Annotated in this window: 22 protein-coding genes and 1 tRNA gene; 7 read left to right on the forward strand and 16 right to left on the reverse strand. The window is 70.7% G+C overall.

Annotated elements, in window-relative coordinates:
• Nucleotides 1-64: 64 nt before the first annotated feature.
• The gene (locus ACU6WY_RS11615) at nt 65-1,087 is read left to right on the forward strand and encodes an NADP-dependent oxidoreductase (RefSeq protein ID WP_483819805.1); all 1,023 of its coding nucleotides are present in this window, start codon (nt 65-67) and stop codon (nt 1,085-1,087) included.
• Nucleotides 1,088-1,089: 2 nt separating this feature from the next.
• Here ACU6WY_RS11615 and ACU6WY_RS11620 read toward each other — a convergent pair whose 3' ends face one another.
• Entirely contained in the window at nt 1,090-1,977 is an 888-nt protein-coding gene (locus ACU6WY_RS11620; protein ID WP_483819806.1) for a LysR family transcriptional regulator ArgP, read from the reverse strand.
• Nucleotides 1,978-2,046: 69 nt separating this feature from the next.
• On the opposite strand from ACU6WY_RS11620, the gene ACU6WY_RS11625 reads away from it, so the two are divergent.
• Both ACU6WY_RS11625 and ACU6WY_RS11630 read left to right on the forward strand, forming a co-directional pair.
• Entirely contained in the window at nt 2,047-2,715 is a 669-nt protein-coding gene (locus ACU6WY_RS11625) for a LysE/ArgO family amino acid transporter (protein ID WP_483819807.1), read from the forward strand.
• Nucleotides 2,716-2,730: 15 nt separating this feature from the next.
• The gene (locus ACU6WY_RS11630) at nt 2,731-3,009 is read left to right on the forward strand and encodes an acylphosphatase (protein WP_483819808.1); all 279 of its coding nucleotides are present in this window, start codon (nt 2,731-2,733) and stop codon (nt 3,007-3,009) included.
• Nucleotides 3,010-3,015: 6 nt separating this feature from the next.
• Here the strand turns inward: ACU6WY_RS11630 and ACU6WY_RS11635 are convergent, their stop codons facing one another.
• The 5 genes from ACU6WY_RS11635 to rplK form a co-directional block, all read right to left on the reverse strand.
• On the reverse strand, nt 3,016-3,819 hold the full coding sequence (locus tag ACU6WY_RS11635) for an amino acid ABC transporter ATP-binding protein (protein WP_483819809.1): 804 nt from the start codon (nt 3,817-3,819) through the stop codon (nt 3,016-3,018).
• Entirely contained in the window at nt 3,806-4,429 is a 624-nt protein-coding gene (locus tag ACU6WY_RS11640) for an amino acid ABC transporter permease (RefSeq protein ID WP_483821917.1), read from the reverse strand. Before ACU6WY_RS11640 ends, ACU6WY_RS11635 begins: the two co-directional genes overlap by 14 nt.
• A gap of 118 nt (nt 4,430-4,547) precedes the next feature.
• A complete protein-coding gene (locus ACU6WY_RS11645; RefSeq protein WP_483819810.1) occupies nt 4,548-5,351 on the reverse strand; it encodes an amino acid ABC transporter substrate-binding protein in 804 nt (267 codons plus the stop codon).
• Nucleotides 5,352-5,610: 259 nt separating this feature from the next.
• A complete protein-coding gene (rplA, locus tag ACU6WY_RS11650) occupies nt 5,611-6,303 on the reverse strand; it encodes a 50S ribosomal protein L1 (protein WP_483819811.1) in 693 nt (230 codons plus the stop codon).
• Nucleotides 6,304-6,314: 11 nt separating this feature from the next.
• Nucleotides 6,315-6,746 (reverse strand): 50S ribosomal protein L11, encoded by a 432-nt coding sequence (rplK, locus tag ACU6WY_RS11655; protein WP_483819812.1) that lies wholly within the window; start codon nt 6,744-6,746, stop codon nt 6,315-6,317.
• 298 nt (nt 6,747-7,044) lie between these two features.
• Here rplK and ACU6WY_RS11660 point away from each other — a divergent pair, with 298 nt between their 5' ends.
• Nucleotides 7,045-7,998, forward strand: a complete 954-nt coding sequence (locus ACU6WY_RS11660; RefSeq protein ID WP_483819813.1) for a hypothetical protein — start codon at nt 7,045-7,047, stop codon at nt 7,996-7,998.
• Between the two features lie 404 nt (nt 7,999-8,402).
• Here the strand turns inward: ACU6WY_RS11660 and nusG are convergent, their stop codons facing one another.
• The 8 genes from nusG to gabT form a co-directional block, all read right to left on the reverse strand.
• Nucleotides 8,403-9,530: a transcription termination/antitermination protein NusG gene (gene nusG / locus ACU6WY_RS11665; RefSeq protein WP_483819814.1), complete on the reverse strand. Its 1,128-nt coding sequence runs from the start codon at nt 9,528-9,530 to the stop codon at nt 8,403-8,405.
• Between the two features lie 61 nt (nt 9,531-9,591).
• On the reverse strand, nt 9,592-9,867 hold the full coding sequence (gene secE, locus ACU6WY_RS11670; RefSeq protein ID WP_483819815.1) for a preprotein translocase subunit SecE: 276 nt from the start codon (nt 9,865-9,867) through the stop codon (nt 9,592-9,594).
• 43 nt (nt 9,868-9,910) lie between these two features.
• Nucleotides 9,911-9,983, reverse strand: a tRNA-Trp gene (locus tag ACU6WY_RS11675).
• 170 nt (nt 9,984-10,153) lie between these two features.
• Nucleotides 10,154-11,515 (reverse strand): NAD-dependent succinate-semialdehyde dehydrogenase, encoded by a 1,362-nt coding sequence (locus ACU6WY_RS11680; RefSeq protein ID WP_483819816.1) that lies wholly within the window; start codon nt 11,513-11,515, stop codon nt 10,154-10,156.
• 33 nt (nt 11,516-11,548) lie between these two features.
• Nucleotides 11,549-13,120 carry an APC family permease gene (locus tag ACU6WY_RS11685; RefSeq protein ID WP_483819817.1) on the reverse strand — a complete coding sequence of 524 codons (1,572 nt, stop codon included), beginning with the start codon at nt 13,118-13,120 and terminating at the stop codon, nt 11,549-11,551.
• Nucleotides 13,117-14,013, reverse strand: coding sequence for a universal stress protein (locus tag ACU6WY_RS11690; RefSeq protein WP_483819818.1), 897 nt, complete (start codon nt 14,011-14,013; stop codon nt 13,117-13,119). Before ACU6WY_RS11690 ends, ACU6WY_RS11685 begins: the two co-directional genes overlap by 4 nt.
• The gene (locus tag ACU6WY_RS11695; protein WP_483819819.1) at nt 14,010-15,368 is read right to left on the reverse strand and encodes a flavin monoamine oxidase family protein; all 1,359 of its coding nucleotides are present in this window, start codon (nt 15,366-15,368) and stop codon (nt 14,010-14,012) included. The genes ACU6WY_RS11690 and ACU6WY_RS11695 overlap by 4 nt, the downstream gene beginning before the upstream one ends.
• Before the next feature lie 87 nt (nt 15,369-15,455).
• A complete protein-coding gene (gene gabT, locus ACU6WY_RS11700; RefSeq protein WP_483819820.1) occupies nt 15,456-16,814 on the reverse strand; it encodes a 4-aminobutyrate--2-oxoglutarate transaminase in 1,359 nt (452 codons plus the stop codon).
• Between the two features lie 104 nt (nt 16,815-16,918).
• Between gabT and ACU6WY_RS11705 the strand changes: the two genes are divergently transcribed.
• Nucleotides 16,919-18,439 (forward strand): PucR family transcriptional regulator, encoded by a 1,521-nt coding sequence (locus ACU6WY_RS11705; protein WP_483819821.1) that lies wholly within the window; start codon nt 16,919-16,921, stop codon nt 18,437-18,439.
• A gap of 152 nt (nt 18,440-18,591) precedes the next feature.
• Here the strand turns inward: ACU6WY_RS11705 and ACU6WY_RS11710 are convergent, their stop codons facing one another.
• On the reverse strand, nt 18,592-20,067 hold the full coding sequence (locus ACU6WY_RS11710; RefSeq protein ID WP_483819822.1) for a helix-turn-helix domain-containing protein: 1,476 nt from the start codon (nt 20,065-20,067) through the stop codon (nt 18,592-18,594).
• Between the two features lie 129 nt (nt 20,068-20,196).
• Between ACU6WY_RS11710 and aceA the strand changes: the two genes are divergently transcribed.
• Together aceA and aceB are read left to right on the forward strand one after the other, a co-directional pair.
• Nucleotides 20,197-21,513: an isocitrate lyase gene (aceA, locus tag ACU6WY_RS11715; protein WP_483819823.1), complete on the forward strand. Its 1,317-nt coding sequence runs from the start codon at nt 20,197-20,199 to the stop codon at nt 21,511-21,513.
• Between the two features lie 134 nt (nt 21,514-21,647).
• Nucleotides 21,648-23,306 carry a malate synthase A gene (gene aceB / locus ACU6WY_RS11720; protein ID WP_483819824.1) on the forward strand — a complete coding sequence of 553 codons (1,659 nt, stop codon included), beginning with the start codon at nt 21,648-21,650 and terminating at the stop codon, nt 23,304-23,306.
• A 107-nt stretch (nt 23,307-23,413) separates the two neighbouring features.
• Here the strand turns inward: aceB and ACU6WY_RS11725 are convergent, their stop codons facing one another.
• Nucleotides 23,414-24,709 carry a chloride channel protein gene (locus ACU6WY_RS11725; protein ID WP_483819825.1) on the reverse strand — a complete coding sequence of 432 codons (1,296 nt, stop codon included), beginning with the start codon at nt 24,707-24,709 and terminating at the stop codon, nt 23,414-23,416.
• Nucleotides 24,710-24,764: the final 55 nt, after the last annotated feature.

A 24,764-nucleotide genomic window follows, 5' to 3' on the forward strand; every position in this document is an offset into this window, starting at 1 on the left:
CGAGGTTGACTGAGGGGGTCGAGGCGGAGCAGCCATCGACGTGACCCACGAGAAGGAGCGCCCGATGAGATTCCGATCGACGCGTCCCGAGGCCTCCGTCGAGACCCCACCCCCTCCCCCGCCCGAGACCATGCGCGCGATGGTCATGGATGCCACCGGCGCCACCGACGTGCTGCGGCCCGCCGACGTGCCGCTGCCGCGCCCGATTCTCAGCGAGGTGCTCGTGCGGGTCGTGGCGGCGGGCATCAATCCCATCGACGCCAAGACGCGCGCCGGACGTGGAGCCTCCGGGGCGATCACCCAGTGGCCCGCGACCCTCGGGTACGACTTCAGCGGAATCGTCGTCAGCGCCCCGTACGACGCACACCCCTTCCCGCCCGGCACCGAGGTGTTCGGGATGACACCCACCCCCCGCACCCCGGGAACATACGCCGAGTACACGGTCGTGCCGTCCCTGTCGCTCGCGCGCAAGCCCGCCTCGCTCTCGCACGTCGAGGCCGCGGGCGTCCCCCTCGCGGCGCTGACCGCGTGGGGCGTCGTCGTCGAGACCGCGCTCGCGCACGCGGGCCAGCGCATCCTGATCCACGCCGGCAGCGGCGGGGTCGGCCACTTCGCCGTGCAGTTCGCGGCCTACTTCGGCGCTCACGTCATCGCGACGGGCTCGCCGCACAACCTCGAGTGGCTGCGTGAACTCGGGGCCGCCGAGGTCGTGGACTACACCGCGGTGCGATTCGAAGACGTGGTCGACCACGTCGACGTGGTGATCGACCTCATCGGCAACGTCTCCGACGACACCGGGACGCGCTCACTGGAGGTGCTTCGCCCCGGAGGCCTCCTGATCGAGGTGCCCACCGGCGCATGGCCCGGCTTCCGTGAGGCGGCGTCGGCGCGCGGCATCCGCTCGACCGATTACAAGGTCGTCCCCGACGGAGCGGTCCTTGCGACCGTCGGTCGCCTGCTCGATTCGGGGGCCGTGCGTGTCTTCGTCGATCGGGTGTACGACCTCGACGCCGTCGCCGCCGCGCACACCGAACTCGAAAAGGGCCACACCCGGGGCAAGATCGTGCTGCGCGTCAGCGACGACTGACCTCACTCCACCGAGAGCACCCGACGCCCCTCGACGACCACCTCGTCGGCCACCTCGTCGAGCAGGGGCGAGGTGAGGTTCCACTGCTGCCAGTACAGCGGCACGTCCACCGGGTCGCCCCCGAGTGGCACCAGCGTTCCGGCGGCCAACCCCGCGGCGGACTGGAACCGCGGCAGCAGCCCCCACCCCAACCCGAGGTCGATCGCCGCGGCGAAATCCTGGGATGCCGGTACGCGATGTCGCGGCGGCACGTGCGCCGGCGCACCTCGGCGCTCGAGCCACTGCGTCTGCAGGTCGTCGCGCCGGTCGAAATCCACGACGGGGGCCTGGGCGAGAGCGTCCGCGGTCGCCCCGCCGGCGAACCACCGCGCGGCGAAGCCGAACGCCGCCACCGCCTCGTAGCGCAGCACCCCGAGGCGGCGCACGCGGCATCCGGCTACCGGGGCCTCACGCGAGGTGACCGCCGCCATGACGATCCCCGTTTCGAGGAGCCCGGCCGTGAAGTCCTGATCATCGCGGTGCAGGTCGAACACCACGGCGCGGCGCGCGGCGACGCGGGTCAGCGGCGGCAGGAACCAGGTCGCGAGCGAGTCGGCGTTCACCGCCAGGGGAACGGATGCCACGGCCCCGCCCTCCGCCCCGATCGCCGCGAGCGCGTCGTGCTCGAGCAGCGCGAGTTGACGGGCCAGACGCACCACGGCATCGCCGGCCGGCGTCGTGCGGACGGGTTTGGAACGCACCAGGACGACGCGGCCGAGCTGGTCCTCGAGCGCTCGGAGACGTTGGCTGACGGCCGAGGGAGTGATGTGCAGGCGGCGGGCCGCGGCATCCAGGGTTCCCTCATCGACCACGACGGCCAGCGTCCGGGCGAGGTCCAGGGGAATCGACATGAAGCGATGCTAATGGTCCAACAGAATCCTGAGCTGTACGTGTCGTCACGACCGGGTTAGCGTCGGGGCGTGCTCACCTCTCTCGCCGCCGGTTTCGGCCTCGGCCTGTCGCTCATCGTCGCCATCGGCGCGCAGAACCTCTTCGTGCTGCGCCAGGGCGTGCGGCGTGAGCACGTGCTGGCCGTGGTTGCGGTGTGCGCGATCTCGGATGCCCTCCTGATCGCCCTCGGAGTGACCGGGATCGGCGCCGCCGTCACGGCGGTGCCCTGGCTGCTGGTCGTCGTCCGCTGGGCGGGAGCCGCGTTCCTCATCGGCTACGGCGTCGTCGCCGCCCGACGCGCGCTGCGCCCCCGCGGCGAGGCCCTGCATGTCGACGGAGCCTCGGCCGACCCGGCGCCGGTGGGCGCGATCGCGGACGTGCGTACCCGACCCATCACCCCCACCGCGACCGCCGCCGTGCTGACCTGTCTCGCCCTGACGTGGCTCAACCCGCACGTCTACCTCGACACCGTGTTCCTCCTGGGCTCGGTCGCCGCGACCCACGGCGACGCGCGGGGTGTCTTCGCCATCGGCGCGGCCACGGCCAGCGTCGTGTGGTTCACCGCCCTCGGCTTCGGCGCTCGATTCCTCGGGCGGTGGCTCGACTCGCCGCGCGCGTGGCGCGTGCTCGACGGCATCATCGCGATCGTGATGTGGGGCCTGGCGTTCTCGCTCGTCTTCCCGGTGTTCACCGGCTGAGGTCACAATGGAGCGATGCGAACGATCGAGATCACGATCCGCGGGCACGTCCAAGGCGTCGGTTTCCGGTGGGCGATGCGCGCGGCCGCAGAGGATCACGGTGTGACCGGCTGGGTGCGCAACCGACGCGACGGTACGGTCCAAGCGCGGGTTGCGGGAGCGCCCGAAGCCGTAGAGGCGATGATTGCCTGGGCCCACCACGGCCCGCCGCTGGCGCGCGTCGATCGCGTCGACGTGGCCGAGGCGGACGGCGACGCCGCGGCATCCGGATTCGAGATCCGCGAGAGCGCCTAGAGCGGATCAGTCCAGGGGACGCAGAATACGGTCGAGGAACCGGCGCGTGCGTTCCTTCTCGGGACGCGTGAACAGCGTCTGCGGTGCACCGCGCTCGACGATGACGCCCTCGTCGAAGAAGAGCACCTCGTCGGCGACCTCGCGGGCGAAAGCGAGCTCGTGCGTGACGATGACCATCGTCCAGCCCTCGTCGGCGAGCCCGCGCAGCACCTTCAGCACCTCGCCCACGAGCTCCGGGTCGAGGGCGCTCGTCGGCTCGTCGAAGAGCAGCAGGTCGGGCTGCAGCGCCAGGGCCCGGACGATCCCGACGCGCTGCTGCTGACCTCCCGACAGCTCGAAGGGGTACGCGTCGCGTTTCTCGGCGAGGCCGACCCGATCGAGCAGCGCCTCCGCCCGCGCGATCGCCTGGGCCTTGGGCACGCCGTGCGCCTGCACGGGGCCTTCGATGACGTTCTGCAGCACGGTGAGGTGCGGGAAGAGGTTGTGGTGCTGGAACACCATCGCCGAGCGGTCGCGGAGGACGCGGATATCCCGCGCCGACACGGCGCCCGCGAAGTCGATCGCCGGTCCCTCGGTGACCTCGACGCGCCCGGCATCCGGAGTCTCCAGGCCGTTGAGGCACCGCAGCACCGTCGTCTTGCCCGATCCGGAGGGCCCGATGAGCACGAGCACCTCACCGCGACGGACCTGGAGATCCACGCCGTCGAGCACGCGATTCGCGCCGAAGCTCTTCTGCAGGCCCACGACCTGCAGCAATGGAGCCTCGTCGGCGGGGCGGGGCGGGGTCAGGGCGTCGTCACCGTGCGACATGGCGATCGAGCCTCCTCTCGATGACTCCCTGTCCCGCCGACAGAACGAGACAGAACAGCCAGTAGATCAGGGCGGCTTCCAGGTAGATCGCCATGAATTCGTACGAGAACGCGGCGATGTTCTGGGCCTGGCGGAACAGTTCCGTGACCAGGATGAGGGATGCCAGCGAGCTGTCCTTCACGAGCGAGATGAACGTGTTCGACAGCGGCGGAACCGACACCCGGGCCGCCTGCGGCAGGATGATGCGGGTCAGCGTCTTTCGGGGCGAAAGCCCCACGACGTGCGCCGCCTCCCACTGCCCCCGGGGGACGGAGAGGATCGCGGCGCGGATCACCTCCGCGGCGTACCCGCCGACGTTGAGCGAGAACGCGATGACGGCAGCGGGGAAGGGATCGATCACCAACCCCACGGCCGGCAGGCCGTAGAAGATCACGAACAGCTGCACCAGCAGCGGCGTGCCCCGGATGACCGAGATGTAGAAGCGCGCGATGCCGCGCATCGCCGCGTGGCGCGAGAGGCGCAGGAGCGCCATGCCCAGGGCGATGACCAGGCCGATCGCGAACGACGCGAGCGACAGCGGGATCGTGCCCCGCAGGCCCGCCAGCACCATCGGCCAGAACGAGTCGATCAACAGCGTCCAGATGTCGTTCACTCGTCCTCCTTCCTCTCGCGCACGCGATCGCCCGCCCACTCACGCTAGGCGCGAGGGGCGGGCGTCGAGCGGGGCTTTACTTCGTGACGTCCGCGCCGAAGTACTTCTCGCTGATCTCGGTGAGGGTGCCGTCGGCGCGCAGCTCCTCGAGCGCGGTGTCGATGGCATCCACCAGAGCCTGGCTGTCCTGGCGGGTCGCGAAGGCGCTCTGCGACGTCTCTTCGGTCTCGGCCGCGATCTTCAGGCCGGTGGGGCTGTTGGTCTTCTCGTAGTCGAGGAAGGTGAGCTGGTCGTTGACCGTGGCATCCACGCGACCCTGCTGCAGGAGAGTGACCGCCTGCGCCCAGCCCTCGACGGCCTCGACCTGCGCGCCGCTCTCGGTCGCCAGCTCGTACCAGTTGCTCGTCAGCGACTGGGCGGTGGTCTTGCCCGACAGATCGGCGAACGTCGAGATCGACGAGTCGGCGTCCGTGGTCACGATCACGCCGCGCGAAACGGTGTACGGCGCGCTGAAGAGGTACTGCTCTTCCCGCTCGGGGGTGACGGAGACCTGGTTCGCGATGACGTCGAAGCGTCCGGCATCCAGGCCCGCGAAGATCGCGTCCCACTGGGTCTCCTGGAAGCGCACCTCGAGGCCCAGCTTGTCGGCGACCGCCTGGGCGATCTCGACGTCGTAGCCGGTCAGCTCGCCGGAGGCGTCGTGGAACGAGAACGGACGGTAGGTGCCCTCCGTAGCCACGGTGAGCGTGCCGCCGGTGACCAGGCCGAGATCGTCGCCCTGCTCGGCCGAACCGGAGGTGGAGCCTCCGCTGCACGCCGTGAGCGTGAGCGCGAGGGCGCCGAGGGCGGCGGCGAGGACGGGAAGACGACGACGGGGCATAAATGTTCCTTGCTGTGTGGATCGGGGGGCGAGCGCGAAGCGCGCTTCCAGCCCAACATGAACGGCGGCGGCATCCTTCCCGGATGACGCTGTGTTGCACGTCCGTGCAGACGCGGCGCCGTGCCGGAGGGCGACGGCGTAGGCGGGCGGCGGCGGGCGCCGTAGGTGGACGGTGGCGGGCGCCGTAGGCGTGCGGTGGGGCGCGCGCACGCGAAAGCCCCGCCGGCACGGGGCGCGGCGGGGCTTTCGGCGACGAACGTCAGACGATGGCGTTGACGTCCAGCGGGATGCCGGGACCGAAGGTGGTCGAGACGGCGCCCTTCTGGATGTAACGGCCCTTCGAGCTGGACGGCTTGAGGCGAACGATCTCCTCGAGCGCGGCCTGAAGGTTCTCGTCGAGCTGCTCGGCCGAGAACGAGGCCTTGCCGACGACGAAGTGCACGTTGGCGTGCTTGTCGACGCGGAACTCGATCTTTCCGCCCTTGATCTCCTCGACGGCCTTGGCCGGGTTGGGGGTCACGGTGCCGGTCTTGGGGTTCGGCATGAGGCCGCGGGGGCCCAGGACCTTACCCAGACGACCGACCTGGCCCATGAGCTCGGGCGTGGCGACGGCCGCGTCGAACGCGGTGTACCCGCCGGCGACCTTCTCGATGAGCTCGGCGCCGCCGACCTCGTCGGCACCGGCAGCGAGAGCCGCCTCGGCCGCGGGACCGTTGGCGAAGACGATGACGCGCGCGGTCTTACCCGTGCCGTGGGGGAGGATGACCGTGCCGCGGACCATCTGGTCGGCCTTACGGGGGTCGACCGAGAGCTTCAGCGCGACCTCGACGGTCGAGTCGAACTTCTTCGAGCCGGTCTCCTTCGCGAGGGCGACAGCCTCGGCCGGGGTGTAGAACGTGTCGGCCGCGATCTTCTCAGCAGCGGCGCGGAATGCCTTGGACTTGGTAGCCATGATTTTCTCCCTCAGTCCTCGACCGTGATGCCCATGGAACGGGCGGTGCCGGCGATGATCTTCGACGCGGCCTCGATGTCGTTCGCGTTCAGGTCGGGCTGCTTGGCTTCGGCGATCTGACGCACCTGGTCCTTGGTGAGCTTGCCCACCTTGGTGGTGTGCGGCGTCGGCGAGCCCTTCTGGAGGCCAGCGGCCTTCTTGATGAGCTCGGCGGCCGGGGGCGTCTTCAGGATGAACGTGAAGCTGCGGTCCTCGTACACCGTGATCTCGACGGGGATCACGTTGCCGCGCTGCGACTCGGTCGCGGCGTTGTAGGCCTTGCAGAACTCCATGATGTTGACGCCGTGCTGACCGAGCGCGGGGCCGATCGGCGGCGCCGGGTTGGCGGCACCGGCGTTGATCTGGAGCTTGATCAGGCCGGTCACCTTCTTCTTGGGTGCCATATCCTCTTCCTCTCATCGAGCGGGCGCCCCGGGGGCGTCCTCTCTCCCGCACGTCCGGCGGTTCCGGACAGCGGTCGCGCTCGCACAGACGCACGAGCAACCTCCCCATCATACGCCACGCCCTGGCATCCGCGCTCTCCCGGTTCGGCAGCTGCCTCCCTCCTGCAGCGATAAACGCGATCGGCGGGTGGAAACGGAGGGACAACGCGTTTCTCCCCGCGGATCGCGTTTATCGGTGACGGCGGACGTTGTCCACAGGGCTCCGCGCGCGTTGCGCCGCCGCTGGCATCCTCGGCTGATGCACCCCCTCGCCCTCCGACCGCCTCCCGCGCCACTCCTGCGAACAGCGGATGCCGAGCGTGCGAGCCGCTACCCGCACCGCGATGCGAGCCTTCAGCGTGTGCGACCGGGCGTCTATACCCCGCGGGAGGTGTGGGACGCGCTTCCAGAATGGGAGAGATACCTGCTGCGCGTGCACGCGTACGCGCTGGTCCGGCCTGGTGTGGTCTTCTCGCACGAGTCCGCCGCTGCCCTCCTCGGGCTGCCGCTATTCGGGCATCCCCACCGTGTCCACATCTTCGACGGGCGCCGGTCGCGCTCGCTGGTGCACGGCGACGTCGTGGCCCACACCAGCGCCGACGCGCGGCGGTCGGCGGCGGTGGACGGTCTGCGGATCACCACGCCCGTCGATACCGTCGCCGATCTGGCGCGGGCGCTGCCGCCGGCCTTCGGCCTGGCGGTGGCGGATGCCGCGATCCGCACGTTCGATATCCACCCCCGGCACGTGCACGACACCGCTGTCTCGCAGCGATCGATCCGGGGACGGCGGCGGCTGGAGTGGGTGTGTGAGCACGCGAACGGCGACGCGGAGTCCGTGGTGGAGTCGGTCAGTCGCGCCGTCATCCACTGGTACGGGTTCCCCGAGCCGCTGCTGCAGGCCGAGCACCGTGTGGCCGGACGCCGCTATCGGTCCGACTTCTGTTGGCCCGAGTTCCGCGTGCTGGGGGAAGCCGACGGGTGGATGAAGTACAGCCCCGACGATCCCGCCGAGGCTGCGGCCGCCGTACGCGACGAAAAGCGCCGGGAAGACGCGCTCCGCCGAGCCGGCTGGCGCATCGCCCGCTGGGACTACGCCGGCGCACTTCGCGGGGACGGCCTGTACGACGCGCTCCGGTCCGCCGGACTCCCTCCGACCGGGCCCACTGATACCGCCAACCTCCTGCAGATCGACCGCAACCCCAGGTCTCGCTGACCCCGGACCGTGGCCCGGGCCGGCGCGTGCGCGCCCCCGGCACCGGCGGTGATAAACGGCATCCACTTCGAGAAACGCGACAGCGCGGCGTTTATCCCCGCCGATCGCGTTTATCGGCTGGGTGCACGCGCAGTCGCCCCCGCCCCGCCCCGCCCCGCGCGCAGTCGCCCCCGCAGCGCACCGCCCCGCGCGCGCAGTCGCCCCCGCACCGCACCGAGAAACGGCATCCACGGCGAAAAACGCGACGGCAACCCGTTTCCTCGCGCCGATCGCGTTTATCGCGGTGAACACCCCGCGAAACGCCCCGCCCGGCCGGGGCGTTCGTCAATCGCAGTGACCACCCCGCGCAACGCGGAACGCCCCGCGCGGCCGGGGCCGGGCGGGGCGTTCGCAGACGCGGGGCGTCAGATCATCTTGGTGACCTGGTCGAACGACAGCTCGACCGGGGTCTCGCGCTCGAAGAGCGACACCAGCACCGTGAGCTTGCCGCTCTCGGGCTTGATCTCGCTGATCGTGCCGGGAAGACCCGCGAACGAGCCCTCCTTGATCGTGATGGTCTCGCCGGCCTCGAAGTCGACCTCGGCGGGGATGACGCGGGCCGTGGTGGGCGAGCCCTTGGCGGCTCCTCCCTTGGCGGGCGCGGACTCCTTGACCTCGACGAGGCTCTTCAGCATGGTGAAGGCCTCTTCGAAGCGGAGGGGCGTGGGGTTGTGGGCGTTGCCCACGAAGCCAGTGACGCCGGGGGTGTGACGCACGACCGACCAGGTGTCTTCGTTGAGGTCCATACGCACGAGCACGTAGCCCGGGATGCGCACGCGCGTGACCATCTTGCGCTGGCCGTTCTTGATCTCGACGACGTCCTCCATCGGGACCTCGACCTGGTAGATGTCGTCCTCGACCTCGAGCGTCGACTTGCGCTGCTCGATGTTGGCCTTCACCTTGCGCTCGAAACCGGCGTACGAGTGAATGACGTACCACTTGCCCGGGAGCGAACGCAGCTCGGCGCGGAACGCCTCGTACGGGTCGGCGTCTTCGTCGTCGGAGTCCTCGTCAGCGGGCGCCTCGGCGGCATCGGCGGGGGAGACAGATGCCTCGACCTCGTCGATCACGCCGGCGGCACCGGCGACCTCGTCGACGAAGTCCTCGTCGAGCACGGGCTCGTCGGGCTCGCCGTTGATGTCGGGACCGTCGTAGGGGGTGACCTCGTCGGCGGCCTCGGCGGCCTCCTCTGCGGTCTCTTCGGCGAGGGAGTCGTTCAGGACCTCGGCGGCGGCCTCGGCCTCGCTGGTCTCGTCGATCTCGAGAGCGTCGTTCACGATCGCGTCCGCCTCCGGGTCGGTGGTGTCGACGTCGCCGAGGTCGGCGTCGTCATCGTCGTTCTCTTCGTCGACGATGTGGATGGCGTTGTGCTCGGCCGCGTCGGAGGCGTGCTCCTGGGACGCGAGCACGTTGCCCTCCTGGGCCTCGTCGTCCTCGCTGGACTGCTCGGCCGCGGTCGCCCAATCGGCGTCGTCGACATATCTTTCAGACACTGGTGATCTCTTCCGTTCTGGAGCGGCCGCTCGTGGGGCCGCGCGTCCGCCGAAGCGCCGGTCAGGCGCCGGCGGCGCCCGGGATGCCGAACACGGCGCTGGTCAGCCACACGAACAGCACGTCGAGGCCGTAGACGAGAGCCATCATGACGACGACGAACCCGAGGACCACGGCGGTGAACTTGAGCAGTTCCTGCCGGGTCGGTGTGACGACCTTGCGCAACTCCGCAATGACCTGGCGGATGAAAAGAGCGATCCGCGCGAAGAAGTTCAGCTTCTTCTCACGGGGCGCGCCGCGTTCTGCGACGATCTCGCCCTTCGCCTCGTCCTGCGTCATCGAACCACCTAGGTCGCTTCTCGTTGCCAGCGTGCGCTGTGCGCAGGGCGGACAGGAATCGAACCTGCAACCTGCGGTTTTGGAGACCGCTGCTCTGCCAATTGAGCTACCGCCCTAAGATCCTCGCGGATCCAGGATGTGAAACCGACACACTTTCGCCAGGAATCTCTCGGGGAGGGATGCCGCCTGTGCGCGGGGCACGGCGAAAGAATGCAGATTTCGACTGCACCACCCAGTCTATGCCATGTCCCCCGGCGTGGCGAACCGCGCCGGGGGACGAGACGACTCAGGCCGTGCGGATGAGCTTCTTGTTCACGAACTCGTCGGCCGCCAGGAGCCCCATCTCGCGCGCGGTGCCGCTGCGCTTGACGCCGCCGAACGGCAGCTCGGGCGAGTCGGCGAGCACGAGGTTGACGTAGACCATCCCGGCCTCGATGCGCTCCGCGATGCGCTCGGCCTGGGCGGCATCCGTCGTGAAGACGTATGACCCCAGACCGAAGCCGGTGTCGTTGGCGATGGCGACGGCCTCGTCTTCGCCCGAGACGCGGTACACGGTCGCCACCGGGCCGAAGAACTCCTCGCGGTAGGCGTCCATGTCGCTCGTGACGTCGGCGAGTACCGTCCCGGGGAAGAACGCGCCGTCGCGCGTGCCTCCGACCTCCAGCGTCGCGCCCTGGGCGACCGCGCGCTGCACCTGCTCGTCGAGCCGCTCGGCGGCGGCCAGCGACGACAGGGGCCCGAGCACGGTGTCCTCCGCGAAGGGATCCCCGACCTTCGCGTCGCCGAGGGCGGCGGAGAACTTCGCCAGGAAGGCGTCGTACAGGTCGTCGATGACGAGGAAGCGCTTCGCGCCGTTGCAGGACTGCCCATTGTTGTCCAGGCGCGCATCGACCGCCGCCTGCACCGCGGCGTCGAGGTCATCGGTAGAGAGGAGGAGGAACGGGTCGGACCCGCCGAGCTCCAGGGCCACCTTCTTGAGGTTGCGTCCGGCGATCTCGGCGACGGCCGCCCCGGCGCGCTCGGAGCCGGTCACCGACACCCCCTGCACCCGCGGGTCGGCGATGATGGTCGCCGCCTGGTCGTTGGTGACGCGGATGTTGACGTAGGCCCCCTCGGGGAACCCGGCGTCGCGGTAGATCAGCTGCAGGGCTTCGGCCGACTCGGGGCACTGCGGCGCGTGCTTGAGCAGGATGCTGTTCCCCACCGCGAGGTTGGGGGCGGCAAAGCGAGCGACCTGGTAGTACGGGAAGTTCCACGGCATGATCCCGAGCAGCGGCCCCAGGGCCGAGCGGCGGATCACTGCCGTTCCCTCCCCGAGGATGTCGATCGGGGTGTCGCCGGTGATCTTGTCGATGTTGTCGGCATAGTACTCGGTGATGTCGGCGGCGAAGTCCACCTCGCCGAGCGCGGCCTCCAGCGGCTTGCCCATCTCGCGCACGATGATCGCGGCGAGGTCGTCGCGGCGCTCGCGGTGCAGCTGCGCGGCGCGACGCAGGGCCTCGGCGCGCTGAGCCGGAGCCGTGCGCGACCAGACGCGGTAACCGTCGTGCGCGGCGGCGAGAGCGGCCTCGACGCCGGCGTCGGAGAGGGTGTCGTACTCGGCGAGGGTCTCCCCCGTGGCGGGGTTGACGACGGCGTAGTCACTCATGTGGGCTCCCGTGTTTCGTGTCGTGGTCGAGGGTCACTGGGCCGAGCGCCGCACGCGGCGAGCGCTCGGCGGGGCATCGATGGCGAGGGTCTCGCCGCGGAAGAAGGCCGGCCGGCGGAAGTACTGCACCACCATGATCACCGCTCCCAGCACGATGATGGTCACGCCGAGGATGAACACCAGGCCGACCCCGCCGATCTCCGAGCCGCTGCCGTACTCGGGGTTCATGCTGTCGATCAGCGTCGTGACGAAGATGACCGCGAGGATCACGCCACCCACGAGCGGGAAGAGGAACGTGAAGAACACGTTCCGCGCGGAGTCGAACCACTGCTTGCGGAAGTACCAGACGCACGCGAACGCGGTGAGCCCGTAGTAGAAGCAGATCATGATGCCGAGCGTGAGGATCGTGTCGGAGAGCACGTTGACGCTGACCACGCGCATGACCGCGTAGAACCCGGCAGCCACCACGGCCGAGACGATCGTGGCGTACCCGGGGGTGAAGAACCGGGGGCTGACCGCGGCGAACTTCGGCGGCAGGGCCCCGTAGTGACCCATCGCCAGCAGGGTCCGGGCCGGACCCACGAACGTGGACTGCAGCGACGAGGCCGAGCTGGTGAGCACCGCGAGCGAGACGAAGGCAGCGAAGGGTCCGAGGATGGGACCCGCGAGCGCGAAGAACGCGTTGTCCTGGATGTCGGGGTTCCCCAGGCCGAACTCCCCGTCGCCGATGCCGGCGAACATGATCATCGAGACCGCCAGCAGCAGGTACAGCGAGACGATCGTGACGACCGTGATGGTCGCCGCCCGCCCCGGCGTCTTCTCGGGGTCCTTCGTCTCCTCGTTCATCGTGAGGGTGACGTCCCACCCCCAGAAGATGAAGATCGACAACGAGACGCCCGCGGCGAAGGCGCTGAACGACGTCACCGCGAAGGGGTTGAACCACGACCAGTCGAACGGCGTCGCGTCATAGGCATCCCCGCCCACCACGTGCGCGATCGCGACCACCGCGAAGATGACGAGCACGATGACCTGGAACCCCACGAGCACGTACTGCAGCTTCTGGGTCGTCTGCATGTCGCGGTACGACACCACGGTCGCCCCCAGGACGAACAACAGACACACCGCGATATTGATGGGCAGATTGGATGCCAGATCCGCCACGCCCGGCTGACCGGTCAGCTGCGAGATCAGCAGGAACAGGAAGTCGACGGCGATACCGGCGAGGTTGGACAGCACGATGACGGTCGCGGCGATGAGGCCCCACCCCGCCATCCATCCGATCCAGGGGCCGAAGGCCCGGGCGGCCCAGGTGAAGGACGTGCCCGAGTCGGGCATGCGGTTGTTCAGCTCGCGGTAGCCGAAGGCGACCAGGAGCATCGGGATGAAGCCGACGAGGATGATCGCCGGCACCTGCATTCCCACCGCGCCGACGGTCGGGCCGATCGCGGCCGTGAACGTGTAGGCGGGGGCGATGCAGGAGATGCCGATGACGACGGCGCCGAGCAGCCCGATGGTGCCGGCACTCAACCCCTTCTTCGACAGGCCACCGGTGTCGGTGCCGGCGGCGGGTGACAGGGGCGCCGCGGCGCTGTCGGGAGCGGTCATGGCCGCGATCCTTCCGAGGACGAGACGTCGGCACGGCTGCGTGGCACGACGACGAGGGGAACGGGCAGTTCGTGCAGCATCTTCGCCGCGGTCGAACCGAGGAACAGGCGTCGGGGCTGGGCCAGGCGGCTGCTGCCGACGATGACGAGCTCGGCGGGATCCCAGGCGAGGTCGCGCACGGCTTCCTCGATGCTCTCGCCGTCGGCGACCGCCACCTCGGCCGCGACACCCGCGGGCAGGGCCGCTCGCGCCTGCGCGAGCACCTCCTCCGCGTGCGCGGCCCCCGCGATACGGATCGCCCCGGTCTGCAGTCCCGGCGGGAGATCGACCGTGACCAACGACAGCAGACGCAGGGGCACGGATGCCGCGGCGGCGAGCGCGATGCTCTCTTCGCGCAGCACGTCGGCTCCGGGTCGGCTGCCGATCGCGGCCGTGATCCGGCTGATCCCGACCGTCGGGTCGACGCGGCGCGATCCCTCCGGGGCGAGCACGACCGGCACGTCCGAGGAGTGCAGGAGTTCGGAGGCGACGGAGCCGAGGCGGTGACGCCCGCGCAGACCGCCGTTGGCGGCGCCCACCACGATGTACCCGGCGCCGATCTCGTCGGCGAACGCGACGAGCCCCTCGGCGAATGAGTCGGCGTGGCGGATGTGCTCGCGGTGGTGCACGGCATCCCGAATCGTCGCCGCGACCTCGCCGAGCCACAGATCGGCCTGCTCGCGCACGAGACGGGCATACGAGGCGTCGGGCGGGGTGATGACGCTGCGGGCGTCGGGGAGCACGAGGGCGACCTCGAGCGGCGCACCGATGGCGCGCGCCAGGCGGATGCCGAGCGCGAGGGCGTCGGCGCCGGTGTCTGTCGCGGTGTACCCCACGACCACCGGGGCGGTCATCCGCGGACCCGATCCAGGATCTCGTCGGCGGCGCGGCGACCCTGGCGGATCGCGCCGTCCACGTGCTGGTACCCCGCGCCCGCCATGTCGCTGCACGCGAGGTGGATCGGGCCGACGGGCTCACGCAGGTCGGCACCGTAGCGGTTCAGGCCGCCGAGGTCGAAGCTCGCGGCGTAGGCGCCGCGGGTCCACTCCTCGGTGCCCCAGTCGCTCTCGTAATAGACGATCGGGTTCTTCGCCTCGGGTCCGTAGTAGTGCGAGAGCGACTCGAGGATGCGCTCCTTGCGCTCCTCCGCGCTGACGCGGAACAGGTCGTCGGCGTTCTGGTCGGAGACGAAGCCCACCAGCGTGCCACGCTCGTCGCCGTGGTTGGTGTTGTCGTACGCCTCGTGCGAGAGCTCGTAGGGGCTGAACGCGGTGCCCGACAGGCCCTGCTCGCGCCAGAACGGGCGGTCGTACACCGCGTGCACCTTGATGACGAAGCCCATCGAGATGTGCTGGTGCATCTGGTGCTGCAGGCGCGGCAGCGGCGGCTCGAACGAGATGCGCGAGTACAGCACCGGAGCCAGCGCCAGGATCGCGAAGCGGGCGCGCACCGTGACGCCGTCGGCGACGGCGGTGACGCCGTCGTCGCCCCAGCGGAGGGTGCGCACGGGCTGGTTCAGCAGCACGTCGTCGCCGAGGCGCTCGGCCAGCAGCTCGGGAACCTGCTGGAGGCCGCCGACGACGCGCTTGTCGAGGATGAAGTCGGCGTCCACGAGGTGCGAATACGAGCCCGCGGATGCCGCCATGAGCAGCGACTGCAGGAGCGAGAACGTGTGCGTCGGCTTGGTGAGCATCGCCGACCCGGTCGCGAAGGCGAGGTTGCGCACCGCCTCGTCGTCGTCGGTCTGCGCGCGGAGCCACGCGTCCCACGAGACCTTGTCCCACTCCTCGGCCTTCGGGTGCTCCCACGGCTTGTCCGGGTCGATCTCGGCGACCATGGCATCCAGGCGCGCGGTGATCTCGTCGATCGTCGCCTCGGTCTCGGGCGAGACCGGGAACATCTCGCCCGTGAAGCGCCGGGCGACGCCGTCAGGTCCGACGTAGACGCTGTCGCCCTCGCGGTAGCGGCTGAAGGTCGACAGGCCGAGGTCGGCCACCGTGTCGATGAGGGCCTCCTGGTCGGGCGAGACCCACTGGCCACCGAGCTCGAGCATCGCCCCGTCGATGACGTCGGTCCACAGGCGCCCGCCCACGCGCTCGCGCGCTTCGAGCACGACGACCGACAGACCGGCCTTGCGGAGGTCGTTCGCCGCGGTCAAGCCCGCGGCCCCCGCTCCGATGACGACGACGTCACGCGTGATCTCGTCCATGAAATCTTCTTTCTCTGCATCGGTGACCCGGATGGTGCAGCGAGGGGGCGGCTCGTCGGGTCGTCTGCCGCCCCCTCGGTTCGGTGATCAGTGGCGGGCGAGGGCGTCCGCGACGACGTCGAGACCTTCGTTGAGCAGATCATCGCCGATCGACAGCGGCGGAAGGAAACGGATGACGTTCCCGTAGGTGCCGCAGGTCAGCACGATGACCCCCTCCGCGATCGCGGCCTTGGCCACGGCGGCGGTGAGCGCGGCATCGGGCTCACCGGTGGCGGGATCGACGAACTCGGCGGCGATCATCGCGCCGTGGCCGCGGACATCGCCGATACGCGCGTCCGCCTGCTGCATCGCCGACAGGCGGGAGGTCAGGATCTCGCCGATCTCGCGGGCACGTTCGATGAGGCCGTCGTTCTCGAACGCGTCGATGGATGCCAGAGCCGCGGCGCACGCGATCGGGTTACCGCCGTAGGTGCCACCGAGGCCGCCCGTGTGGGTGGCATCCATGATCTCGGCCCGACCGGTGACGGCCGCCAGCGGCAGTCCGCCGGCGATGCCCTTGGCGGTGGTGACCAGGTCGGGGACGATCCCGAACAGCTCCGAGGCGAACATGACGCCCGTGCGCGCGAAGCCGGACTGCACTTCGTCGGCGATGAAGACCACCCCGTGCGCACGGCACCAGTCGCCGATGGCCGGCAGGAATCCTTCGGCGGGGACGATGAAGCCGCCCTCGCCCTGGATGGGCTCGATGACCACGGCGGCGAGGTTGTCGGCGCCGACCTGCTTCTCGATGACCGAGATGGCGCGGGCTGCCGCCTCGGGACCGGACAGGCCGTCGCGGTAGGGGTACGACATCGGCGCGCGGTACACCTCCGCCGCGAAGGGACCGAAGCCGCTCTTGTAGGGCATGTTCTTGGCGGTCAGGGCCATCGTGAGGTTCGTGCGGCCGTGGTACGCGTGGTCGAAGGCGACCACGGCGGTGCGGCCGGTGTGCTTGCGCGCGATCTTGATGGCGTTCTCGACGGCCTCGGCGCCGGAGTTGAACAGGGCGCTCTTCTTGGCGTGGTCGCCGGGGGTGAGGCGGTTCAGCGCCTCGGCCACCGCGACGTACGAGTCGTACGGCGCGATCATGAAGCACGTGTGGGTGAAGGCGGCGACCTGCTCCTGCACGGCCGCGACGACCGCCGGGTGGGCGTTTCCAACCGTGGTCACGGCGATACCGGAGCCGAGGTCGATGAGCGAGTTGCCGTCGGCGTCGACGATCACTCCCCCGCCCGCGGCGACGGCCTGCACCGGCACGGTATGGCCGACGCCGGCCGAAACGGCCGCGGCCTTGCGGTCGAGGAGCTCCTGCGAGCGCGGGCCGGGAATGCTCGTGACCAGGCGGCGCTCCTGCGGGAGCGAGGGTCCGCCGACGGGGGGCGCGGTGACGGTGTGCGGTGCGGTCATGCTCCGGAGCGTAGGGAACGGCGCCCGGGTCGAGCACCGTCCGTGCTGTACATTCTGGATACCCGGCTGTACGAGACGTACACACCTCCCTCGCAAAGGCGCTCATGGATGCCACCGACACCCCGACCCTCGGCGCGTTGCTGCGCCGCGGCGACCTGCACCTGCGCCTCGAACACGGCGGGACCGCGCCCGAGGCACTCGACCGCCCGGTGCGGTGGGTGCACAGCAGCGACCTCGCCGACCCCACCCCGTTCCTGTCCGACGGCCAGGTGCTGCTGACGACGGGGACGCAGTTCCAGGGGCGCGGAGCCACCTCGGCGGGCGACTACGTCGAGCGGCTGACGGCGCGGGGGGTCGCGGGCCTCGGCTTCGGTACGGAGGTCGTGCGTGACGGCATCCCACCCGAGCTCTCGGCCGCGTGCCGCGAACACGATCTGCCGCTGTTCGAGGTGCCGTACCGCACCCCCTTCATCGCGGTGGCCCGCGCGAACGCTGAGGCCATCGCCGCCGAGGCCTACGCCCGCCGCAGCTGGGCGCTCTCGGCGCAGCGCGCGATCGCCCTCGCGGCCCTCCGCCCCGACGGGCTCGGCGCGACCCTCGCCGAGCTCGCCCGGCAGCTGGGCACCTGGGTGGGACTGTTCGACGGGGCCGGCGAGCTGATGCGCGCGCACCCGGGCGGAGACCTGGATGCCGACACCTCGAGCGCCCTGCGCGGCGAAGTGGCCGCGGTCCTGCGGCGGGGAGCGCGCGCGGGATCGTCGCTGCGCATCGACGGCCGCCCCTTCACCCTGCAGACGCTCGGACGGGGCGGTCACCTGCGCGGGGTCATCGCGATCGCGGCGGGCGAGCTCGACCAGGAGGGCCGGGGCGTGGTGACCGCGGTGATCGCCATGGCCGGCCTGGCCTTCGAGCAGCACCAGGGGCTGAACCGGGCGCGCGGCGCGCTGCGCGCGGGGCTCGTGCAGTCGCTCCTCACCGACGATCCCGCCCTCGCGCGCCGGATCGCCCGCGATGCCTGGGGCCCGCTGCCCTCGGCGCCCATCGTCGTCGCCCTCACCGACGCGGCCGCGGCCCGCAGCGACGGCCTGGCCGAACTCCTCGAGCTGCGCGCCGAGGAACGCCACGGCGGTCTATTCTTCGGTCGGTCCGACGACGGCGTCGTCGTGGTGCTGCCGGCGAGCGAGCAGCACGCCCTCGACGAAGCGGCCGAACGCTTCGGGGCGCGGATCGGCGTGTCCGACCCCACCGGCTACGACCGCTTCACCGCGGCCGTCGAGCAGGCGCGGGTCGCCCGCGACCGCGGTGTCGGGCCCGTCACGACCTTCGGTGCGGTCGCCGCCTCGGGGGTGCTGTCGGCGCTCGGGCCGGACGCCCCGACGCTCGCGGCGGCGGAGCTGGCCCCCTTGACCGCGCACGACGCGGCCGAGGGCACGCGGCTCGTGGAGACCCTGGCGGCGTGGCTCGACCACGACTGCTCCCACGAGGCCACCGCCCAGGCCCTCGGCGTGCACCGTCACACCGTGCGGACGCGGCTGGCGGTCGCCGAACGTCTGCTCGGGCGCGACCTCACCTCGTTCGCGACCCGCGCCGAGCTGTGGGCGGCGTTGCGGGTGCAGCGGGCCTGACGCCGCGGCATCCGGTCGCCCGCCCGCGGGCCGCGCGAACACACACGTTCGGGACGAGCGCACACGTTCCGGGCGTCCCGTTCGTGTGCGCTCGACCCGAACGTGGGCACTGGCGACCCCGACGCAGGCACCGGGCGCCGAACCCCACGCCGTCACCGCGGGGCGTGCGCCTCCAGGAACTCGTACACCTCGGTCGTGTCGACGCCGGGAAACGCCCCGGTCGGCAGCGTCGCGAGCAGTGTGCGGGGTGTGCGGACGTTCGGCCAGGCGTTGTCGCGCCACGCCGCTTCCAGCTCGGCGGGCGGGCGGCGGCAGCAGGTCTCGACCGCGTGCCGTGACACCCCACGGTTGGGGGTGTCGCGCCCGCGGAACCACTTCGTGTCGTCGAAGCGCACCCCCACGCTCACCGAGTGCGCGCCCTCGCTCGACTGCTCCACGCGGGCGGTGCACCAGTACGTGCCGTTGCCGGTGTCGGTGTACTGGTAGTACGGGTTGAAGCGGTCGTCCTCGTCGAAGACGACGCGGCTGGTCCACCGACGGCAGCACATCTGCCCCTCGATCGACCCGAGCCGATCGGTCGGAAAGTTCACGTCGTCGTTCTCATACGCCTTCGTGATGGTCCCCGACTCGTGCACCTTGAGGAAATGCACCGGGATGCCAAGGTGCACCGTCGCGAGATTGGTGAATCGGTGCGCGGCGGTCTCGTATGACACCGAGTAGGCGTCGCGCAGGTCTTCGATGCTGAGCGCCCGACGGGCCTTGGCATCCGTCAGCGCCGAAACGACGTGCTTCTCCGGCAGGAGCAGGGCACCGGTGAGGTAGTTCGTCTCGACGCGCTGCCGCAGGAACTCCCCGTAGCTCGTCGGTTCGCGATGCCCGAGCATGCGGCTCGACAGCGCCTGCAGCACCGCGGCACGCGGGTCGCCCTTGGCCACGCGCGTCGAGAGGTACAGCCGCCCGTTCTTCACGTCGGCGATGCTGCGGGTCGTCTGCGGCAGGTCGGGAACGTAGTGCAGCGAAAACCCCAGGTACGCGGCGATGTCGCTCGCGGCGCGCTGCGTGAGCGGCCCCCCGGGGTGATCGACGGCCGACAGGATCTCGGATGCCGTGCGCTCCAGCTCCGGGAAGTGGTTGTCCTGCGTGCGCATGAGGCGACGCAACGCCACGTTGGCCCGCCGCGCCTCCTCGGGGGTCGCGGAGCGTTCGTCGCGGAGGCGCTCGATCTCGGCCTGGAGCGCGAGCATCGCGGCGAGCGCCTCGTCGGGGACGGTCTTGCCGACACGGAACGGCGCGATCCCCAGGGCCTGGAACGTCGACCCGCGCATCGCCCGTTCGACCGCGACCTCCAGCGCCGCGCGCTCGTCGAGCGGCTCGGCATCCAGGAGGGCGTCTAGGCCCGTGCCCAGCGCCCGCGCGATCGCCTGCAGCAGCGTGAGCTTCGCCTCGCGCCGCCCGTTCTCGATCATCGACATCTGGCTCGGGGCGCGCCCGACCGCCGCGGCGAGCTCATCGAGCGTGAGTCCGCGGGCGGTGCGCAACTGTCGGATGCGCTTGCCGATCGTCAGGGCGTCCACCCCTTCATCGTCGGATGCCGAGGAGGGGTCGGTCAGCGAGACACCGGTGTCCATGTCGCGATGATCTCACCGAATCGGAAGAACGGGCAAACTTCACACACCTGATCGCCGAATTGACCGTGGTTCTTCGCTCACAGTGGTCTCCACGGGGCACTGACGCCCCGCCACCCGAAGGAGGACGACATGACGATCCAGGCCACCCCCGCCCAGCCGCCCCTGCGCCCCGGCGACCAGACCGAGACCGCCGATGAGATCCGCGCCTCGTGGGAGAACGACCCCCGCTGGGACGGCATCGAGCGCACCTACTCGGCCGACGACGTCGTCCGGCTCCGCGGCAGCGTTCGGGAGGAGTCCACCCTCGCCCGCCGCGGTGCCGAGAACCTCTGGAACCTGCTCCACACCGAGGAGTACGTGCGGGCGCTCGGTGCCTACACCGGCGGCCAGGCCGTGCAGCAGGTGCGCGCGGGTCTGAAGGCGATCTACCTCAGCGGCTGGCAGGTCGCCGCCGACGGCAACCTCGCCGGTCACACCTACCCCGACCAGAGCCTCTACCCCGCCAACTCGGTGCCCGCCGTCGTGCGCCGCATCAACAACGCGCTGCTGCGGCAGGACCAGATCGAGCGCGCCGAGGGCGAGATCACCCGGGACTGGCTCGCGCCGATCGTCGCCGACGCCGAGGCCGGGTTCGGCGGGCCTCTCAACGCCTACGAACTCGCGCTCTCGCTCATTCAGGCGGGGGCCGCCGGCATCCACTGGGAAGACCAGCTCGCCAGTGAGAAGAAGTGCGGCCACCTCGGCGGCAAGGTGCTCGTGCCCACGCAGCAGCACATCCGCACGCTCAATGCCGCGCGCCTCGCCGCCGACGTCGCGGGGGTGCCGACCGTGATCATCGCCCGCACCGACGCACTCGCCGCCGACCTGCTCACGAGCGACATCGACCCGCGCGACGCGGAGTTCCTCACCGGCGAGCGCACGAGCGAGGGCTTCTCCCGGGTGCGCCCCGGATTGGATGCCGTCATCGCCCGGGGCCTCGCGTTCGCACCCTACGCCGACCTGCTGTGGGTCGAGACGGGCGAGCCCGACATCGAGCTGGCCCGCCGCTTCGCCGAGGCGATCCACGCCCGCTACCCGGGCAAGCTCCTCGCCTACAACTGCTCCCCGAGCTTCAACTGGAAGCGCCACCTCGACGACGCGCAGATCGCGACGTTCCAGGCCGACCTGGCCGCGATGGGATACGCGTTCCAGTTCATCACCCTCGCGGGCTTCCACGCCGTGAACCACTCGATGTTCGACCTCGCCCGCGGCTACGCCGAACGCGCCATGAGCGCCTACGTCGAGCTGCAGGAGGCCGAGTTCGCCGCCGAGGCCGTCGGTTACACCGCCACCAAGCACCAGCGCGAGGCGGGCACCGGCTACTTCGACGTCGTCTCGACCGCGCTCAACCCCGACAGCGCCACGCTCGCCCTCGCCGGCTCCACCGAGGCCGCGCAGTTCCACTGACCCCGTGCTTCGCGAACCTCGTCCCACTTATCGCAGACCATGTCCCACTTGTGGTCACTTCAGCCCCGCCTCAGTGACCACTTTCGGGACATGCCTCCCCGCGCGGTTCGCGACCCAAACAGAAAGCCACGATCATGACCCTCATCGACTCCCCGCCCACCGACGACCGACGGATGCCAGAGCCCTCGGCATCCACTCCCGCCCCGCACCTGCGGATCGAACGCCCTCTCGAGGGGCGCGACGGCGAGATCCTCACCCCCGCCGCTCTGGCCTTCCTCACCGAGCTGCACGACCGTTTCGCCCGGCGGCGCCACGACCGGCTGGCGGCGCGCCTGCGCGGACGCGTCGAGATCGGCAAGGGCGATGACCCGCACTTCCGCTCCGACACCGCGCACATCCGCGACGACCCGTCGTGGCGCGTGGCCGGCGCCGGCCCCGGGCTCGAAGACCGCCGCGTTGAGATCACCGGCCCCACCGACCCGAAGATGACGGTCAACGCGCTGAACTCCGGAGCCCGCGTGTGGCTGGCCGACCAAGAGGATGCCACCTCCCCCACGTGGCGCAACGTCATCCGCGGTCAGCTCTCGCTGTTCGACGCGATCCGGGGGCAGCTGCAGTACACCAGCCCCGAGGGCAAGGAGTACCGCGTCACCGCCGAGCGCACGCCCACGATCGTGATGCGTCCGCGTGGGTGGCACCTGCCCGAGAAGCACATCACGGTGATCGATCGCGCCGGCCGGGAGCTTGCGGCATCCGGTTCTCTCGTCGACTTCGGGCTGTACGTCTTCCACAACGCGCACGCTCTGATCGCGGCGGGCCGAGGACCGTACTTCTACCTGCCGAAGATCGAGTCCGCCGACGAGGCGCGGCTGTGGGACGACGTGTTCTCGTTCACCGAGGAGCGTCTGGGCCTGGCGCACGGCACGATCCGCGCAACGGTGCTCATCGAGACGCTGCCGGCGGCGTTCGAGATGGAGGAGATCCTCTTCGCGCTGCGCGACCACTGCGCGGGCCTGAACGCCGGGCGGTGGGACTACATCTTCTCGATCATCAAGACCTACCGCGGTCGCGGCGCCCGGTTCGTGCTGCCCGACCGGAGCGAAGTGACGATGACGGTGCCGTTCATGCGGGCCTACACCGAGCTGCTCGTGCGCACGTGCCACAAGCGCGGCGCGTATGCGATCGGCGGCATGAGCGCCTTCATCCCCAACCGTCGGAAGCCCGAGGTGACGGATGCCGCGTTCGAGAAGGTCGCCGCCGACAAGCGCCGCGAGGCCGGCGACGGTTTCGACGGCACGTGGGTGGCCCACCCCGACCTGATCCCCGTGGCCCGGGCCGAATTCGACGCCGTGCTCGGTGACCGCGTGAACCAGCTCGACCGGCTGCGCGAGGAGGTGTCGGTGCGCCCCGAGCAGCTGCTCGACCTGCGGATCGGCCTGCCGATCACCGCGGGCGGGGTGCGCGGCAACGTCGCGGTGGCGATCCGGTACATCGAGGCGTGGCTGCGGGGCCTCGGGGCCGTCGCGATCGACGACCTCATGGAAGACGCCGCGACCGCCGAGATCTCGCGCTCGCAGATCTGGCAGTGGATCCACCAAGACCGCTCCACCGACGACGGCACGCTCATCACGCGCGAGTACGTCGAGGGCCTGCTGCGTGAGGTGCTCGCCGAGGTGCCCCGGGTCGAGGGTGACCGCTTCGACGACGCGGCCGAGGTGTTCCGCGAAGTGGCGCTGCGCGAGGAGTTCCCGGCGTTCCTGACGCTGCCGGCGTACGCGAAGTACCTCGACTGATCGCGGCGCGAAGGGCCGGGGCCGTGCGCTCCGGCCCTTCGCGCGGCAGGTCGCGGCGGGGTCTGCTCGCGCGCCGGGTGCAGTGGCTACTCGCGCGCCCCGGGCGTCTACTCGCGCGCCGGGTCCAGCGGCGCGAAGCGGCGCAGGCTCGCCGGCGTCGTCAACCGCGACGCGGCGAGCGACCCGGCCACGGCGAGGAAGATCGGCAGCAGCAGGTCGAAACCGGTCGCGGTGAACTCGATCACGAGGATGATCGCGGTGAACGGGGCACGCATGGTGGATGCCAGGAACGCCGCCGCCGCGACGATCGCGAGCGCCGTTCCGTCAGCCCCGGGCCACACGTACGCCCACCCCGCCGCCGCCGCCGCGCCGAGGGCCGCCCCGATCGCCACAGACGGCTGGAGGGTGCCGCCGACCGCCCCGGAGCCGAGGGAGACGACGGTGGCGACGTACTTCAGCAGCGCGAGCAAAAGCAGCAGGAGGGCCGGCTGAGACAGGTCGAACCCGGCGGTCGCGAGGGAACGGCCGTTGCCGAGAATGAGGGGGAAGAACACCCCGAGGGCTCCCACCGCCGCGAAGGTGAGGGGAAGGGAGACCAGGAGCTTCCATCCCGTCGGACGGAAGGCCGCCAGTCGCGCGGTGACGGTGGAGAAGCTCGTCGCCGCCCACCCCAGGAGCGGTCCGAGAAGGATGGCGGCGACCAGCAGCGACGGACTCACCTCGACCGGGGCGATCTGGTACAGCGACCCGTCGCCCACGAGCGGGCGAGCCACGATCGTGGCGATCGCGCTCACCGACAGGGCGACGACCGCCGCCCCGACGCTGAACTGCGCGAGGAGGATCTCGATGGCGAACACCGCCCCACCCAGCGGAACGTTGTAGACGCCGGCGAGACCCGCGCCGGCCGCCGCGGCGATGAGGATGCGCCCCCACCGCGCGTCCAGCCGGAACCACAGCACGATCTTCGATCCCGCCATCGACGCGAGCTCGCGAGGGGCGACCTCCTTGCCGATCGACGCACCGAGCGCGACGGAGGTGACCTGGATGACGGTGTCGGCGAGCGTCTCCCACCAGGGCATGTGCGCCCCCGCGACCCCCTGCTCGACCGTGGCGATCCGCCGACCGAAGCGTCGCAGCAGGTACCAACCGACCGCCGCGATCACCCCCGCCCCGCCGACCGTGAGGATCGGCAGCCACCAGGGCGAGGGGAGGGCGAACCCGTCGAGGAACGGCCCCTCGTCGTGGCTCCAGACGAGGTGCTCGACGGTGTGCACGATCCACACCAGCAGCAGCACCGCGAGCCCCGTCGAGACTCCGATGACCACGGTGGCGATACCCAGGCGAAGGAGGGCGGCGATCCCTTGTCGATGCGTGCGCGTGCGCTCTCGAACCCCTGCTGTCACGACGCCACGCTAACGCACCGGGCACCGGCCTCCCGCCACGCGCTACCGTGACCGC

The organism is Microbacterium sp. ZW3a (assembly GCF_057167165.1).